The sequence below is a fragment of the Pseudomonas sp. ChxA genome (assembly GCF_030263855.1).
Classification (GTDB): domain Bacteria; phylum Pseudomonadota; class Gammaproteobacteria; order Pseudomonadales; family Pseudomonadaceae; genus Aquipseudomonas; species Aquipseudomonas fluorescens_CB.
Genome location: NZ_JARPMK010000001.1, coordinates 5601365 through 5616141, shown reverse-complemented (window position 1 = coordinate 5616141; position 14777 = coordinate 5601365). Strand labels below are relative to the sequence as shown.

Genomic DNA, 14777 nt, shown 5'->3' with positions numbered 1-14777 from the left:
CGCGTGAATAAGGGCAATCAGTTCAGGCAATCGGCGTGTTTGCGCAGGTTCTGCCGGGCGTAGTAGTTGAACGCGGCGCCGTGGCGCTTGGGCTTGGAGATCCAGTCATGGGCCTCGCGACCCAGCTCGGGCAGGATCGGCTTGATGGTGCCCGCCGACATCGCCAGCAACTGCAACTTGGCTGCCCGCTCGATCAACTGCGCGATGACGCAGGCTTCCTCGATGCTCGCGCCGGTGGACAGCTGGCCGTGGTGCGAGAGCAGAATTGCGCGCTTGTCGCCCAAAGCTGCTGTGATGATTTCGCCTTCTTCATTGCCCACCGGCACGCCCGGCCAGGCTTCCAGGAAGGCGCAATCTTCGTACAGCGGGCACAGGTCCATATGCGACACCTGCAGCGGCACTTCAAGCATCGACAGCGCGGCAATATGCGTGGGGTGCGTATGGATGATGCAGTTCACATCCGGCCGCCCACGGTAAACCCAGGTGTGAAAACGGTTGGCCGGGTTGGGGATGCCATGCCCCTCGAGTACTTCAAGGTCTTCGTTGACCAGCAACAGATTGCTGGCCGTGATTTCATCGAAACCCAGGCCCAGTTGCTGAGTGTAATAGGTACCTGGCGTTGGCCCACGTGCGGTGATCTGCCCGGCCAGGCCAGAGTCGTGGCCGTGTTCGAACAGGATGCGACAGGTGAGCGCCAGCTTTTGCCGGTCGGTCCACGTATTATCCGCCAGGCTGTTTTGCATCTGGATCAGTGCTTGCTTGACCAGTTGGTCTTTGGGAAGTGCTAATGTCTTGGCCATATCGGTGTCCTTTGGGTTAGAGCAAATGACACTAAAGATGCTATATGACACTTTGTGTCATTGGCAAGCGTGATTCTGCCTTTTCTGCAGGGATTAACCGCAGCACATGTCTATCCGTTTGAAATTATTGAGAAAAAAACTTGGCGTAACCCTGGAATCCCTGGCCGAAAAGTCCGGGATGACCAAGAGCTATCTGTCCAAGGTCGAGCGTGGGCTCAACACGCCGTCGATTGCCGCCGCGCTGAAACTGGCCAAGGCGTTGAACGTGAAGGTCGAAGAACTGTTCAGCGAAGACAACGTCAGCCTCGACAGCTACAGCCTGGTGCGCAGCCACGAACGCCCCGACACCGCGCCGGGTTATGCAGTGCTGGCCCATCAGGTCAGCGAACGCAGCCTGCTGCCGTTCATCATCTACCCGCCGGCGGAGTTCACCGACAAGACCTTCAAGGAGCATCTGGGCGAGGAGTTTTTGTTTGTGCACGAAGGCCAGGTAGAAGTGGATTTCATGAACGAACGGGTGATTCTGGAACGGGGCGATGCGCTGCACTTCAATGCACAGAAACCTCACCGAATTCGCTCGGTGGGGCAGGTGCAGGCGCAGTTGCTGGTGGTGGTGCACAGCAGCGACGAGTGACCCTGTTCCCAGGTTGGAACACCGTCAATGTGGGAGCTGGCTTGCCTGCGATTGCGGTGGGCCAGTCAGTATTGCCTTAACTGACACACCGCTATCGCAGGCAAGCCCGCTCCCACAGTTGATCTTCGTTGTTCAGTAGATCAGCGTTCGACGGGAACTGAGAGTGCGGCATTACCCAGCGGATGCGTGCGCGCCGCAAAGAACTTCAGCTCCACGCCACTGCCGTCAAACAACTGCGAATACCGGCGCTTCTGCTGGCGGATAAACCCGTCACTGCGCCCCGACACCGAAATTGCCAGTGTCGTCAGTTTGGCCTGGCGAAGCGCATCCACCAGGTGCTGATCCTGCGGCCCCAAGTCATGACCGAAGATGCACAACGCGCCATCATGACTCAGCAACTGCTCGTAGCAGAACGACAGGTAGTCCGAGCTGCGGATGGTCTTGAGCTTCTCCTCCACCTTGCCTTCGCTGACAAACAGCGGCACATCGTCCAGGGTCTTGATCGTATTGTTGATCGCAAAACTGCTGAGCAATGTGCTGTCGGTGGTCGGCAATTTGCGCGCGGTGCCGTCGAGGTTGCGCACCAGGTGCAAGCCGCCGTGCAGGTAGAGGATGCGTGTGGTCTCGGTGCGCGTGTTGCGCAGGTCGAAGCTGGCGTCGGCGCTGCGGAACAGGTCGTCGATGCCCGGCGTGTGCAGGATTGCCCAGTAGTTGAGCAGGTCGTAATTGCTGGTGAACACCGTCGCGTAGTGCTTCAACTCAGTGTTGATCGTCGCCAGTGTCGACGGCTGCATCAGGCGCCACGGAATGTGCACGGCGTGGATGGTGTTGATCAGCGCTTCCTTGATCGCGTAGTAGCGGTTGCGCGGCGCCGCCGAGCTGACCGCCAGCGCCTTGTTGACCCGGCTGGTAGTTTTTAACGCGCCCAGCGCTTGCTCGAAACTGCGGGTTTGCAGCGCATCGAACACGCTGAGTTCGGATGGGCTCAGGGGCTTTTCTTCGACGGTGCGGGCGTTTTCGAACAGCGAGTCGTAGGCAAAGTCTTCCCAAATCGCACGGCTGGCGCCATTGCCGATCAGAATCCCGTTGAAGTCGATGGCGCTGCGCAGTGCGCTCCAGTCTTCAAGGTGGGCGTCAATATCCTGGAAATCCTTCATTGCGGCGGGTCTACTCGAAATCGGCTGGGTGGTGACTTTATCACGAGCGTGCGTTGATCCTGATCAAGATGCGCCAAGCGTTACCGGTTGATTCTGTCGGCATACCGCCTCCGAGGATTGACCATGAGCAGCACCTTTTTTATTCCCGCCGTCAACATTATGGGCACCGACTGCCTCGACGAAGCCATGACGGCCATCCGCAACTACGGTTTTCGCAAGGCGCTGATCGTCACTGACGCCGTGCTGGCCAAGGCCGGCGTGGCCAGCATGATCGCCGAGAAGCTGGCGATGCAGGACATCGACTCGGTGATCTACGACGGGGCCAAGCCCAACCCCAATGTGGAAAACGTCGAGAAAGGCCTGGCGATGCTGGAGGCCACGGCCTGTGATTTTGTCGTGTCCCTGGGCGGCGGCTCGCCCCATGACTGCGCCAAGGGCATCGCGTTGTGCGCCACCAACGGCGGGCGTATCGGCGACTATGAAGGTGTCGACCAATCGAGCAAGCCGCAATTGCCGCTGGTGGCGATCAACACCACCGCCGGCACGGCCAGTGAGATGACCCGTTTCTGCATCATCACTGACGAAACCCGCCATGTGAAAATGGCCATCGTCGACCGCAACGTCACGCCGCTGCTGTCGGTCAACGACCCGACGCTGATGGTCGGCATGCCCAAGGGGCTGACGGCGGCAACCGGCATGGACGCGCTGACCCATGCGATCGAAGCCTATGTGTCGACGGCCGCCACGCCAATCACTGACGCCTGTGCGATCAAGGCCATGGAGCTGATCAGCGCCAACCTGCGCCTGGCGGTGCGCGACGGCAGCGACAAGGCCGCGCGGGAAAACATGGCGTATGCGCAGTTCCTGGCCGGGATGGCCTTCAACAATGCCTCGCTGGGGTTTGTGCATGCCATGGCCCACCAACTCGGCGGCCTCTACGACCTGCCCCACGGCGTGTGCAACGCAGTGTTGCTGCCGCATGTGCAAAGCTTCAATGCCAGCGTGTGCGCCAAACGTTTGAGCGACGTGGCGCGCGCCTTGGGCGCCGATATCAAGGGCATTACCCCCGAAGAGGGCGCCCAGGCGGCCATCGTCGCTATTCGCGCCTTGGCCCATGACGTTGAGATCCCGGCCGGTTTGCGCGAATTGGGCGCCAAGTTGCAGGACATTCCGTTGCTGGCCACCAATGCCTTGAAGGATGCCTGTGGGCTGACCAACCCACGGCGCGCGGATCAGCGCCAGATTGAGGAGATCTTTCGCAGCGCGTTCTAAAGGGGGCGGTCGCAAGCGGCAAGCGTTAAGCTACAAGCTGAACGGTATTCAACTTGAGCATGAAGCTTGCGGCTTGCCGCTGAGGTCCCCTGATGAGAGTTCTATTATTCGGCGCCACTGGCATGGTCGGCCAAGGCGTGCTGCGCGAGTGCCTGCTGGCCGCTGACGTGCAGGAAGTGGTTGCCGTGGGCCGCACGCCGCTGACCCAGGAACACGGCAAGCTGCACCAGGTGCTGCACAGCGACATGCTCGACTTCCAGCCGCTGGAAAACCTGCTGCAAGGCTTTGATGCGTGCTTCTTCTGCCTCGGCGTGTCGTCGGCGGGCATGCATGAAACCCAATACACCCACCTCACCTACGACCTAACCTTGGTCGCGGCCAGCACGTTGGCGCGGCTCAATCCGCAGATGACCTTTATCTATGTGTCCGGCGCCGGCACCGACAGTTCCGAGGCGGGCAAGTCGATGTGGGCGCGGGTCAAGGGCAAGACCGAAAACGCCTTGCTGCGCTTGCCGTTCAAAGCGGTGTACCTGTTTCGGCCTGGAGTGATTCAGCCGTTGCATGGTGTGCGTTCAAAGACGCCGCTGTATCAATCCTTCTATACCGTGCTCGGGCCGCTGCTGTCGTTTTTTCGCCGGGTCAAACCGAGTTGGGTGGTGAGCACCGAGACCGTCGGCCAGGCAATGTTGGCGGCGGCGCGTCATGGCGCACCGCACGCCGTGGTGGAGCAGGCCGAGATCAATCGCCTGGCCAGCGAGCCGCGCTGATGTTGCACAAAAGCCTGGTGCGTCGCCTTGACCTGATCACCCTGCAACTGTTTGTTGCGGTGTTTGAAGAAGGCACGCTGACCCGCGCTGCGGCCCGTGAAGCCATCGCGGTGTCGGCGGCCAGCAAGCGCCTGATGGAGCTGGAGCAGGTATTGGGTGTGAGCCTGTTCGTGCGCCGCGCCAAGGGCATGGACCTGACTGCAGCGGGCGAAACATTGCTGCACCATGCGCGGCAGATGCTGTTCAACGTCGAGAAAATGGGCCTTGAACTGGGCGAACACAGCCACGGTGTGCGCGGTTATGTGCGCATGCTGGCGAATCTGTCGGCGATCATTCAGTTCCTTCCGGAAGACCTGCGCGACTTTTCCCAACGGCACCCCGAGGTCAAGACGGATCTGGAAGAGCGCCCCAGCAACGGCGTGGTCCAGGGCGTGCTGGACGGGGTGGCGGACCTGGGCATCTGCTCCAGCGATACCGACACCAAAGGCTTGCCCAGCGTGCTGTATCGCCACGACAAACTGGTGGTGCTGATGCCGGCAGAGCATCCCTTGGCCGCACGTCAAACCCTGGCGTTCGAGGAAACCCTGGGCAGCGATTACGTCGGCTTGCACGCCGCCAGTTCGATCAATATGCGCACCCATGCCGCCGCGCGTGAGGCCGGCAAGATGCTGCGCCTGCGTATTCATGTGCCGGGGTTTGATGCGATGTGCAGGATGGTCCAGGCCAATATGGGCATCGGCATCCTGCCGCAAAAGGCCTATGAACTGTTTGGTCGCGCGCTGGGTTTGCACGCGGTGCCGCTGACCGACACGTGGTCGGATCGCAGCTTGATTGTGGTGGTGCGTGATGAGGCGCAGTTGTCGCCGGTGAGCCGGTTGTTGTTTGACTACCTGCGCACGCCACTGAAGTGAGGAAACCCTGTGGGCCTCATCGCGGCATAGGTACCTACACAACCGGTTAACACGAAGTCTGTGGCAGGTGGGCTGTTGTGGCGAGCAGGCTTGTCCTGCGTTGGGCTGCGAAGCGGCCCCAGTACAGGCACGGCAATTTTGCTGAAAGTACTCAGCGTCTGTTTTTGGGGCTGCTTCGCAGCCCAACGCAGGACAAGCCTGCTCGCCACAGGAGAAATAGGCTGCTTTTAAAAGTTGTGTAGATACCTATGCTCATCGCGGGCAAGCCCGGCTCCCACAAGGGGCCGCATCCCTCCTGTGGGAGCCGGGCTTGCCCGCGATAGCGATCTGACTGACGCCGGCACCCAATAGCCGTTCGCATTTCGCGAACGCTCCTTGCCAACTGACGGTTGGATTTATCGCCTCCTTGTCCTCTAGCCTTGGCTGCACATTCCAAGAATAAGAGGACCACCCCATGACGGCGCCGTTGAGCGGTATCAAGGTGATTGAAATCGGCACGCTGATTGCCGCTCCGTTCGCGGCGCGGATGCTGGCCGAGTTTGGCGCCGAGGTGATCAAGATCGAAGCCATGGGCCAGGGCGACCCGCTTCGCAAATGGCGAAAGCTGCACGAAGGCACGTCGCTGTGGTGGTACCTGCAATCGCGTAACAAAAAGTCGCTCGCACTGGACCTCAAGTCCCCGGAAGGCCTGGGGCTGATCAAGCAACTGCTGGGCGACGCCGACGTGTTGATCGAAAACCTGCGCCCCGGCGGCCTGGAGAAGCTCGGCCTGGGTTGGGACGTGCTGCATGCGCTGAACCCCAAGCTGACTTTGGTGCGTATCTCCGGCTACGGCCAGACCGGGCCTTACCGCGATCGACCAGGGTTTGGTGCGATCGGTGAGGCCATGGGCGGCATTCGTTACACCACCGGCAACCCCGACTCGCCGCCGGCGCGGGTTGGCGTCAGCCTGGGTGACTCTCTCGCCTCGTTGCACGCGGTGATCGGCGCGCTGATGTCGTTGTTGCGGGTCAAGACCGGGCAGGGCGCGGGGCAGGTTGTTGATGTGTCGCTGGCCGAAAGCGTGTTCAACCTGATGGAAAGCCTGGTGCCCGAATACGACATGCTCGGCCATGTGCGTGAGCGTAGCGGCGGCGCCTTGCCGGGTATTGCGCCGTCCAACACCTACCTGACTGCCGACGGCGCCTATGTGGTGATCGCCGGCAACAGTGACCCGATCTACAAGCGCCTGATGCACACCATCGGCCGTGCCGACCTGGCTGAAGCGCCGGAGTTTGCCCACAACGACGGCCGCGCCGCCAAAAGTGGCCTGCTCGATGCGGCCATTACCCACTGGACCAGCAGCCTGCCTATCGACCAGGTGCTCAGCGCGCTCGAAGCCGCCGAGGTGCCGGCCGGGCGCATCTACTCGGTGGCCGATATCGTCAGCGACCCGCACTACCAGGCGCGTGACATGCTGCTCAATGCCCAACTGCCCGGCGGCGTGTCGGTGAAGATGCCCGGCATTGTGCCCAAACTTTCCGAAACCCCCGGTGGTGTGAACTGGCAAGGCCCGACCCTGGGCCAACACACCGATGACATCCTCGGCAGCCTGGGCCTCACCGGCGCCGATATCCAACGCTTGAAAACCGCGGGAGTGGTGCAATGATCACTGATTATTCTGACGCGCTGATCGTGCAGGAAGTGTCCCCGCGCGATGGCTTGCAGATCGAACCGACGTGGGTTGAAACCGCCGACAAGATCACGCTGATCAACGCGCTGGCGCAGGCCGGTTTTTCGCGAATCGAGGCGGGCTCGTTCGTGTCGCCCAAAGCCATTCCTGCGTTGCGTGATGGCGAGCAGGTGTTCCAGGGCATTGAGCGCCGGGCCGGTGTGATTTATGTGGCGCTGATCCCCAACCTCAAGGGCGCCCAGCGCGCCATCGAGTCACGCGCCGATGAGCTGAACCTGGTGATGTCCGCCAGCCAGACCCACAACCTGGCGAATATGCGCATGCGTTGCGAGGCATCGTTGGCGGCGTTTGGCGATATCGTCAGCTTTGCCGCCGACCACCCGGTGCGGCTCAACGGCAGCATTGCCACCACCTTTGGCTGCCCGTTCGAAGGCAAGATCGATGAAGACCGCGTGCTGCAAATGGTCGACGCCTATCGCGAGTTGGGCATTCAGGGCATCACGTTGGCCGACACCACCGGCATGGCCAATCCGCGACAGGTCGAACGTTTGGTCAAGCGCGTGCTGCAACAGGTGCCGGCCAGCGATCTGACCCTGCATTTTCACAATACCCGTGGCCTGGGTTTGTGCAATGTGCTGGCCGCTTACGAGGCCGGAGCCCGCCGGTTTGACGCGGCCTTGGGGGGCCTCGGCGGTTGCCCGTTCGCGCCGGGCGCGTCGGGCAATATCTGCACCGAAGATTTGGTCAACCTGTGTGAGGAGGTCGGCATTCACACCGGCATCGACCTGCCGCACCTGTTGCAAATGTCCCGTCGCTTGCCGGCCTTGCTTGGGCATGAACTGCCCGGCCAAGTGGCCAAGGCCGGGCGCAATGACGACCTGCACCCGCCACCGGCTTACACCGCCACGCTGTAACGCGCTACCAGACAACAAAAACAATCGGGCGCCTGTGAGCAGCCCGCTGGAGAGAAACCATGAGCACTAATACGTTAGAGGCCGGCGTGCGCCCGGCCGCTGAAATCGATGCCGAAAAAGCCCTGGTCAGCAAGGTCGCCTGGCGCCTGATGCCGCTGATCATGGTGTGCTACCTGTTCGCGTTTTTTGACCGCATCAACATCAGCTTCGCCAAGTTCCAGCTGCAAACCGACCTGAGCCTGAGCGACACCGCCTATGGCCTGGGCGCTGGGTTATTTGTGGTGGGTTATGTGCTGTTCGAAGTGCCGAGCAACATGATGCTCTACAAGGTCGGTGCCCGCCGTTGGATCGCGCGCATCATGATGTCGTGGGGCCTGGCCACGGCGGCCATGGTGTTTGTCACCGCCGAATGGCAGTTCTATGGCCTGCGCTTCATCATTGGCGCCATGGAGGCGGGGTTTGCGCCTGGCGTGCTGTATTACCTGACGCTGTGGTTCCCGCAGCACTTTCGTGGGCGCATCACCTCGATGCTGTTCCTGGCCTCGGCCTTCGCCGGTTTAGTCGGCGCGCCATTTTCCGGCCTGGTGCTGGAACACCTCGACGGCGTACTGCAAATGCGCGGCTGGCACTGGCTGTTCCTGCTCGGCGGCTTGCCCTGCATCGGCCTGGGTTTTCTGGTGCTGACCTTGCTCAAGGACCGCATTGAAGACGCGCATTGGCTAACGCCTGCCGAGAAAACCCTGCTGTCGAGCCGCATCGCCAAGCATGAGCCGAACCAGCACGGTGGCTCGTTGCTCTCGGCGATCCGCATTCCAGGGTTCCTGATGCTTGGGTTTATCTACTTTCTGATCCAGGTGGCGTCCTACGGCCTTAACTTCTGGGCGCCACAGTTGATCCGCAGTGCCGGCACCCAAAGCCCGGTGATGATCGGCCTGCTCACCGCCATTCCCTATGTGTGCGGGGCGGTCAGCATGGTGGTGATCGGGCGTCTGTCGGACGCCACCGGCGAGCGCCGCAAGTTTGTCTGCGGCCTGGTGGTGCTGGGCGCTATCGGCTTCTTCTGTGCCGGGATCTTTGCCGACCACACCACCTTTCTGATCATCGCCCTGGGCCTGTTGGGCGCGGGCATTATTGCCGCGATCCCCACCTTCTGGACGCTGCCGCCCAAACTGCTGGCTGGCGCCGGTGCGGGTGCGGCCGGTGGCATTGCGGTGATCAACACTCTCGGCCAGTTCGGCGGCATTGTCAGCCCGGTGATGGTGGGGCGTATCAAGGACCTCACCGGCAGCACCACACCTGCGCTGTATGTGATCGGCGTGTGTGCGTTGTTGGCGGCGGCGCTGTTGCTGTGGGGCTTGCCACAAAAGCTGCGCACGCTCGACAAGGGCTGATCAGCCTGCCGTCGCCAGGGCGCGAGCCGGTGTGGCGCTGAACTGAATCAGTGCCACGCCGCCAATCAACAGCAACGCCCCCAACACGCGGGGCGTTGTCAGTTGGCGCTCTACCAGGCCAAACAGGCCAAAGTGATCGAGCAGCAGCGAAGCAAGAATCTGCCCTGCCATGGCCAGCGCAATAAATCCCGACGCGCCGAGCTTGGGCAGCAACATCAACGCCAGCGAAATAAAGCACACGCCAAACGCGCCGCCGGCCCACATCCACAGCGGCGCCTTGGTGATAAAGGCCAGGCTTGGCAGCGGTAAACGCAGCGCCACAATCACCGGCAGCAACACAATAATGCTCACCAGCAGTGACGCCAGCGTGGCCCACAACGGGTGCCCCAGCCCGCGCCCGAGGCTTGCGTTGATCGCACTCTGAAACGGCACCACCGCGCCGGCGATCACCGCCAGTGCCAACAGACCTACCCAATGCAACGTCGTCATCTCAGTTATCCCAGAGGTTTTGCTGGACTCTAGGCTATTCGTCGCGCAAATTTAAATTCCAAGTTCTTATGCTGAGCATGCAGCTGATGAATGATCTGCGCCGCATCGACCTCAACCTGCTGGTGATCCTCGACGCCTTGCTCAGCGAGCAACACGTCACCCGCGCCGCCGAGCGCCTGCACCTGAGCCAGCCAGCGGTCAGCCATGCGCTGGCGCGTTTGCGTGATCTGCTCGGTGACCCATTGCTGGTGCGTCAGGGCGGCGCTTTGGTGCCGACCGCCCGTGCCCTGGAGTTGGCCGCGCCACTGGCCGAAGCCCTGGCCCAGGTGCAGGCGCTGCTGGCGCCCAACCGGTTTGATCCAGCGTCGGCCAAGCGCCGGTTTCGTGTGGCGATGTCGGATTACAGTGCGGCGATTTTCTTGCCGGGGCTGGTCCGCACCTTGCGCCGTGAAGCGCCTGGCATCGACCTGCAAATCGTCCAGGCCAGCCGCGAAGGCATGGTCGACGGCGTGCTCAATGGCGACCTCGACCTGGCCGCCGGGGTGTTCCCGGACATGCCCGCCGAACTGCGCACCACGCCGTTATTCGAGGAGCATTACACTTGCCTGATTGACCGTGACAGCCTGCCGCCAAACGGTGTGCTCGACCTGCCGACTTACCTGTCACGTCCGCATGTGTTGCTGGAAATGCGCGGCAGCGGCACCCCGGAAATCGAACGGGCGTTGACGGCGATTCGTGAGCGGCGGCATGTGGCGATCAGCCTGCCGCATTGGGGCGTGGCACCGCAGTTGATCCAGGGCACAGACCTGATTTTGACGGTGTCATCCAGAGGCTTGCTCAACATCGATCAGCAGCACCTGCTGGCTGTGCCGCCGCCGTTTCATATTCCTTCGTTTGCGTTTGAGCTGGCGTGGCATGCGCGCCGGGGCGGGGATTCGGGGTTGCAGTGGTTGATTGGGCAGGTGCAGGGTGTATTGTCCGAAAGTCATTGATAACAGGAAAAATAAAAATGCTCTCAGGCCTTAACCACCTGACCCTTGCCGTCACCGACCTGAACCGCAGCATCAGTTTCTACCATGAATTGTTGCAGCTTAAGCTCGATGCGAGCTGGGACGGCGGCGCCTATCTGTCGTTACCCGGTTTATGGCTGTGCTTGTCCCTAGACCCATCACGCTCGCCCGCGCCTGCGGCTGAATACACGCACTACGCGTTTACCGCCGATAGCGGTGATTTCGCGGCGCTGGTGGCGCGCCTGCGTGCTGCGCAGGTGCAGGAATGGCGCGACAACCGCAGTGAAGGCGCGTCGTTCTATTTTCTCGACCCCGATGGCCACAAGCTCGAAGCCCATGTCGGCGATCTGGCCTCACGTTTGCAGGCCTGCCGCGCCAAGCCTTATGCCGGAATGACGTTTTACCCGTAGCGGCGGAACGTGCAGAATCGATCCACCTCATCACCGTCTATCAGAGTCGCGCCCATGACCCTATCCCTGCTGTTTGCCGTGCTTGCTTCAGGTTTTATCTACGGTATTACGCCAGGTCCCGGCGTGCTGGCCGTATTCGGTATCGGCGCTGCCCGTGGCCGTCGTGCTGGTGCGGGGTTTTTGTGCGGGCATTTGCTGGGTGACGTGGTGTGGTGCAGCACGGCGCTGATTGCCATCGTGGGCGCGCGGGAAGTGGGCAGCACGGCTTTTGATGCACTGGGCGTGCTCAGCGGCTTGTACCTGTTCTGGCTCGGCTGGCGTGCGATCCGTACCCAGTGGCGCAGCAGCGATGCACCTCAGGGCGCGGCGCGGCACCCGTTCTGGCACGGCATTGTGTTCGGTCTGACCAACCCCAAGGCCTACCCGGTGGCCGTGGCAACCTTTACTGCATTGTTGTCCAGCCGTGCCGAATTGCTGACGTGGGCGATGCTGCCGTCGTTGATCTTCCTGAGCTTTATCGGTGGCCTGCTGGCCTATGCCATTCTGATCGGCGTGGTTGGCGCCCAACGTGTGCGCACGGTGTATCAGCGCCATGAAATCCTTATCACCAAGCTCTGCGGCGTGATGTTTATCGGCTTTGCCATCAATGCCCTGGCGCACGCATTGCCGGGCCTGTTTGGCAGCAAACCGGCCTGATGCGACGACGACCGTTCGTCGCACTGGCAAGTTTTTTCTAAACCTTTGCCGCCCTGAAAATTCGAATTCAGGGCGGGGCGTCTGTTCCCGCACTTATTTTTGACCTGGAGGAACCCATCATGAGCCGCATGGCTATCCGGTTACGCACCGCCAGTTTCGCGATGCTGCTGGGCCTCGGCGCCAGCAATGCTTTCGCCCAGTCGCCTGCTGAATTTATCGAGCAGGCTTCGGCCAAAGGGATGGCCGATATCGAAACCAGTCGCATGGCCCACGCCAGGACCTCGTCCCAGGAAATCAAGGACTACACCATCGAGGTGATCAACGAGCGCACTCAAGCCAACCAGCACCTGGCGGCCATCGCCAAGAAGCTTGACCTGCCGGTAGCGCCGCGCGAGAAGATCGTTGATAAAGCCGAAACCCTGATGCCCGAACTCAAGGATGGCGATTCGTTTGACGCCGCCTACACCGCGCAGCAGGTCAAGGAAAACGAAGATGCCATCGCCTTGTTCAAGCAGGAAGGCGCCGCATCGGATGTGCCGGAAATAAAAGCGCTGGTGGATGAAACGCTGCCCAAGTTGGAGGAGCGCCTGCAAAAGGCCCGTGCCTTGGCGTCGACCTATGGCAAAGGCCATCAAGGCGACGGTTGAATCTGTTACGTGCAATGAAAAACGGCGGTTGGAGTCACTCCAACCGCCGTTTTTTTATGCCTGGTTCAGATCGGTTTTATTAGTCACCGCATCGTCGACCACTTCGCCACAACTGCTGTTAAGGCTGACATTGCCTGCTGCGCCAATGCTGCGGTATTCCTTGCGCAGTTTTTCCAGTTCTTTACGGTCGAGGCCATCAAGGCTCAGCACGGCGTTTTGCGCATCCTTGGAGACGCGCAGCAACTCGTCGATCTTGATATGCAGGATGTCGTTATCGCGGTTTTGTGTGTTCTGGATCAGGAATACCATCAGGAAAGTGATGATGGTGGTCGAGGTATTGATGATCAGTTGCCAGGTGTCGTTGTAGTGGAAATACGGCCCGCTGAGGCTCCACAGGAAAATCAGTGCGACAGCCGCGTAAAAGGTGCGGGCACTGCCTGCCCAGCGGGACAGAGATTGGGAGACTGCAGAGAATTTCATGACCGTTGTTCCTTGACCGGTGGGTGATGAAATTATGGACCGCAGGCGTGCTTTGAAATTTCTTTTTACATTTGAGGATTTGCACCAAGTTGTGCGCTTTCCTCCGGCTATTTTAGGAATGGGCCTACTTCGCCTTATAAATGGCGCGAGCAAGACTGGGTTTTTTTATCCGGATGTTCTCCCATGCACGTTAACGCCGCCTGCGATTTGCCCACGCTCTACGGTAAAACCGAAGAGCATTTTTTTGCCGCGGTGTGCCCAACGCATCGCCGATACGGCGACGGTATCAACGCGTATTTCTCGGATGAGTATTTCAGCCCGTTCAACTTGTTGTTTATCCGGGTCGGCAGCACCTTGCTGGATAACGCTTTGGCCGCACCGCTGGGGCTTATCCGGCGTACCACGCAGGCAATACGCGTGGTGATCCATGAGGCACAGGTCGAAGCGCTGGGCGAGGTGTTTTTGGCACACGGCTTTAAGCCGGTCGAAAAGACCACCGCGATGGTGGGTGACCTGGCGGGCCTGGCTCCATGGCCAGGCGAGAGTGGTGTACAGATCCAACTGACGCGGAACATGCACGATTGGGCTGAGCCCTTTGGCAGTGCGTTCATGAGACAGCCCGAGGAGGTTGCACGTTATCAGGCCCGCCACCAGCGGGCCCTGGACGCGGGCCAGGCGCTTTACCACTTCACCTTGTCCGAAGAGGGGCAGGTAAGGTCCTCGCTGGTGCTGTCCCTGTGTGATGGCGAGGCCCGGCTTAGCGATATCGGCACACTCATGGGCTTTCGTGGCAGAGGGTACGCCTCTCGATTGATCCATGCCGCTCTGCTGCACGCGTCGAGCCTTGGGGCCCTGCGATGCTTTCTAGAGGCCTCGCAGGGTGCCTTAGGGTTGTATCGGCATCTGGGTTTCGAGCCTTTGTACGAGTGCCAGGCCTTTACCCGTGACGCCATTGCAGACGCGTAATCACAGGGCCAGCTTTGCCTGGCCGCGATCTTCAAGCGCCAGCAAATACTGCTTGGCCTCCAGGCCGCCCGCAAACCCGGTCAGCCCGCCCGAAGCACCAATCACCCGGTGGCAGGGCGCAATGATCGAGATGGGGTTGCGGCCATTGGCTGCGCCTACCGCGCGCACGGCCTTGGGGTTGCCGATCTGGTGGGCAATCTGGCTGTAGCTGCGGGTTTCGCCGAAGGGGATGGTCAGCAATGCCTGCCAGACTTGTTTTTGGAAGTCGGTGCCGTCGAAGTCCAGCTCCAGATCGAACTGGTTGCGGGTGCCGGTGAAGTATTCCCGTAGCTGGCGCTCGGCTTCCAATAACACCGGGCTGTCGTCGGCTTGATGCAACTCGCCCAGACGCACGCGATTGGCGCGTTCTGTTTCCCACAGAATGGCGCTGAGTTTGCCGTTGCGCGCCACCAGGGTGAGCTGGCCGACGGGGGAAGGCATGAGCTTGTATTGGTAAGACATGAGCGGGTTCCTCGACAGGCTGGGTTAAAGGTACGACGCTACTGTAGGTTCATCCGCTTG

At 60.8% G+C, this 14777-nt stretch carries 17 protein-coding genes; 12 read left to right on the top strand and 5 right to left on the bottom strand.

Annotated elements, in window-relative coordinates; all coding sequences use genetic code 11:
- Positions 1 to 17 precede the first annotated feature (17 nt).
- Positions 18 to 800 (bottom strand): aldolase, encoded by a 783-nt coding sequence (locus P5706_RS25350; protein ID WP_017137275.1) that lies wholly within the window; start codon positions 798 to 800, stop codon positions 18 to 20.
- Between the two features lie 106 nt (positions 801 to 906).
- Between P5706_RS25350 and P5706_RS25345 the strand changes: the two genes are divergently transcribed.
- A complete protein-coding gene (locus tag P5706_RS25345; protein ID WP_058421756.1) occupies positions 907 to 1434 on the top strand; it encodes a helix-turn-helix domain-containing protein in 528 nt (175 codons plus the stop codon).
- Between the two features lie 140 nt (positions 1435 to 1574).
- On the opposite strand, the gene P5706_RS25340 is transcribed toward P5706_RS25345, so the two are convergent.
- Complete coding sequence (locus tag P5706_RS25340; protein ID WP_285682542.1) at positions 1575 to 2591, bottom strand: DUF4917 family protein; 1017 nt, start codon at positions 2589 to 2591, stop codon at positions 1575 to 1577.
- A 123-nt stretch (positions 2592 to 2714) separates the two neighbouring features.
- Between P5706_RS25340 and yiaY the strand changes: the two genes are divergently transcribed.
- The 6 genes from yiaY to P5706_RS25310 all read left to right on the top strand — a co-directional run bounded on the left by yiaY (position 2715) and on the right by P5706_RS25310 (position 9518).
- Positions 2715 to 3863, top strand: coding sequence for an L-threonine dehydrogenase (gene yiaY, locus P5706_RS25335; RefSeq protein ID WP_285682540.1), 1149 nt, complete (start codon positions 2715 to 2717; stop codon positions 3861 to 3863).
- Between the two features lie 92 nt (positions 3864 to 3955).
- A complete protein-coding gene (locus P5706_RS25330) occupies positions 3956 to 4630 on the top strand; it encodes an NAD(P)H-binding protein (protein WP_285682539.1) in 675 nt (224 codons plus the stop codon).
- Positions 4630 to 5541 (top strand): LysR family transcriptional regulator, encoded by a 912-nt coding sequence (locus P5706_RS25325; RefSeq protein WP_099548614.1) that lies wholly within the window; start codon positions 4630 to 4632, stop codon positions 5539 to 5541. The genes P5706_RS25330 and P5706_RS25325 overlap by 1 nt, the downstream gene beginning before the upstream one ends.
- Before the next feature lie 454 nt (positions 5542 to 5995).
- Positions 5996 to 7189 (top strand): CaiB/BaiF CoA transferase family protein, encoded by a 1194-nt coding sequence (locus tag P5706_RS25320; RefSeq protein ID WP_200430732.1) that lies wholly within the window; start codon positions 5996 to 5998, stop codon positions 7187 to 7189.
- Positions 7186 to 8127 carry a hydroxymethylglutaryl-CoA lyase gene (locus tag P5706_RS25315; RefSeq protein ID WP_285682535.1) on the top strand — a complete coding sequence of 314 codons (942 nt, stop codon included), beginning with the start codon at positions 7186 to 7188 and terminating at the stop codon, positions 8125 to 8127. The genes P5706_RS25320 and P5706_RS25315 overlap by 4 nt, the downstream gene beginning before the upstream one ends.
- A gap of 59 nt (positions 8128 to 8186) precedes the next feature.
- A complete protein-coding gene (locus P5706_RS25310; protein WP_200430730.1) occupies positions 8187 to 9518 on the top strand; it encodes an MFS transporter in 1332 nt (443 codons plus the stop codon).
- Here the strand turns inward: P5706_RS25310 and P5706_RS25305 are convergent, their stop codons facing one another.
- Complete coding sequence (locus P5706_RS25305; protein ID WP_200430729.1) at positions 9519 to 10007, bottom strand: DMT family transporter; 489 nt, start codon at positions 10005 to 10007, stop codon at positions 9519 to 9521.
- A gap of 77 nt (positions 10008 to 10084) precedes the next feature.
- Here P5706_RS25305 and P5706_RS25300 point away from each other — a divergent pair, with 77 nt between their 5' ends.
- From P5706_RS25300 to P5706_RS25285, 4 genes are all read left to right on the top strand, one after another.
- A complete protein-coding gene (locus P5706_RS25300; RefSeq protein WP_425540574.1) occupies positions 10085 to 10999 on the top strand; it encodes a LysR family transcriptional regulator in 915 nt (304 codons plus the stop codon).
- Positions 11000 to 11016: 17 nt separating this feature from the next.
- Positions 11017 to 11427, top strand: a complete 411-nt coding sequence (fos, locus tag P5706_RS25295; RefSeq protein ID WP_285682532.1) for a fosfomycin resistance glutathione transferase — start codon at positions 11017 to 11019, stop codon at positions 11425 to 11427.
- A 54-nt stretch (positions 11428 to 11481) separates the two neighbouring features.
- Positions 11482 to 12123, top strand: coding sequence for a LysE family translocator (locus tag P5706_RS25290; RefSeq protein ID WP_285682530.1), 642 nt, complete (start codon positions 11482 to 11484; stop codon positions 12121 to 12123).
- Positions 12124 to 12242: 119 nt separating this feature from the next.
- Positions 12243 to 12770, top strand: a complete 528-nt coding sequence (locus tag P5706_RS25285) for a DUF4142 domain-containing protein (RefSeq protein ID WP_017137290.1) — start codon at positions 12243 to 12245, stop codon at positions 12768 to 12770.
- Positions 12771 to 12824: 54 nt separating this feature from the next.
- Here P5706_RS25285 and P5706_RS25280 read toward each other — a convergent pair whose 3' ends face one another.
- Entirely contained in the window at positions 12825 to 13250 is a 426-nt protein-coding gene (locus tag P5706_RS25280) for a low affinity iron permease family protein (protein WP_200430725.1), read from the bottom strand.
- Positions 13251 to 13433: 183 nt separating this feature from the next.
- On the opposite strand from P5706_RS25280, the gene P5706_RS25275 reads away from it, so the two are divergent.
- Complete coding sequence (locus tag P5706_RS25275) at positions 13434 to 14216, top strand: GNAT family N-acetyltransferase (protein WP_285682527.1); 783 nt, start codon at positions 13434 to 13436, stop codon at positions 14214 to 14216.
- On the opposite strand, the gene P5706_RS25270 is transcribed toward P5706_RS25275, so the two are convergent.
- Positions 14217 to 14717 carry a methylated-DNA--[protein]-cysteine S-methyltransferase gene (locus tag P5706_RS25270; protein WP_200430723.1) on the bottom strand — a complete coding sequence of 167 codons (501 nt, stop codon included), beginning with the start codon at positions 14715 to 14717 and terminating at the stop codon, positions 14217 to 14219.
- Positions 14718 to 14777 lie beyond the last annotated feature (60 nt).

Coding starts and splice junctions, on each gene's coding strand:
- P5706_RS25345 (WP_058421756.1), top strand. CDS start 907: ATGTCTATCCGTTTGAAATTATTGAGAAAAAAACTTGGCGTAACCCTG.
- P5706_RS25320 (WP_200430732.1), top strand. CDS start 5,996: ATGACGGCGCCGTTGAGCGGTATCAAGGTGATTGAAATCGGCACGCTG.
- fos (WP_285682532.1), top strand. CDS start 11,017: ATGCTCTCAGGCCTTAACCACCTGACCCTTGCCGTCACCGACCTGAAC.
- P5706_RS25315 (WP_285682535.1), top strand. CDS start 7,186: ATGATCACTGATTATTCTGACGCGCTGATCGTGCAGGAAGTGTCCCCG.
- P5706_RS25290 (WP_285682530.1), top strand. CDS start 11,482: ATGACCCTATCCCTGCTGTTTGCCGTGCTTGCTTCAGGTTTTATCTAC.
- P5706_RS25340 (WP_285682542.1), bottom strand. CDS start 2,591: ATGAAGGATTTCCAGGATATTGACGCCCACCTTGAAGACTGGAGCGCA.
- P5706_RS25300 (WP_425540574.1), top strand. CDS start 10,085: ATGCAGCTGATGAATGATCTGCGCCGCATCGACCTCAACCTGCTGGTG.
- P5706_RS25305 (WP_200430729.1), bottom strand. CDS start 10,007: ATGACGACGTTGCATTGGGTAGGTCTGTTGGCACTGGCGGTGATCGCC.
- yiaY (WP_285682540.1), top strand. CDS start 2,715: ATGAGCAGCACCTTTTTTATTCCCGCCGTCAACATTATGGGCACCGAC.
- P5706_RS25275 (WP_285682527.1), top strand. CDS start 13,434: ATGCACGTTAACGCCGCCTGCGATTTGCCCACGCTCTACGGTAAAACC.
- P5706_RS25285 (WP_017137290.1), top strand. CDS start 12,243: ATGAGCCGCATGGCTATCCGGTTACGCACCGCCAGTTTCGCGATGCTG.
- P5706_RS25325 (WP_099548614.1), top strand. CDS start 4,630: ATGTTGCACAAAAGCCTGGTGCGTCGCCTTGACCTGATCACCCTGCAA.
- P5706_RS25330 (WP_285682539.1), top strand. CDS start 3,956: ATGAGAGTTCTATTATTCGGCGCCACTGGCATGGTCGGCCAAGGCGTG.
- P5706_RS25280 (WP_200430725.1), bottom strand. CDS start 13,250: ATGAAATTCTCTGCAGTCTCCCAATCTCTGTCCCGCTGGGCAGGCAGT.
- P5706_RS25310 (WP_200430730.1), top strand. CDS start 8,187: ATGAGCACTAATACGTTAGAGGCCGGCGTGCGCCCGGCCGCTGAAATC.
- P5706_RS25350 (WP_017137275.1), bottom strand. CDS start 800: ATGGCCAAGACATTAGCACTTCCCAAAGACCAACTGGTCAAGCAAGCA.
- P5706_RS25270 (WP_200430723.1), bottom strand. CDS start 14,717: ATGTCTTACCAATACAAGCTCATGCCTTCCCCCGTCGGCCAGCTCACC.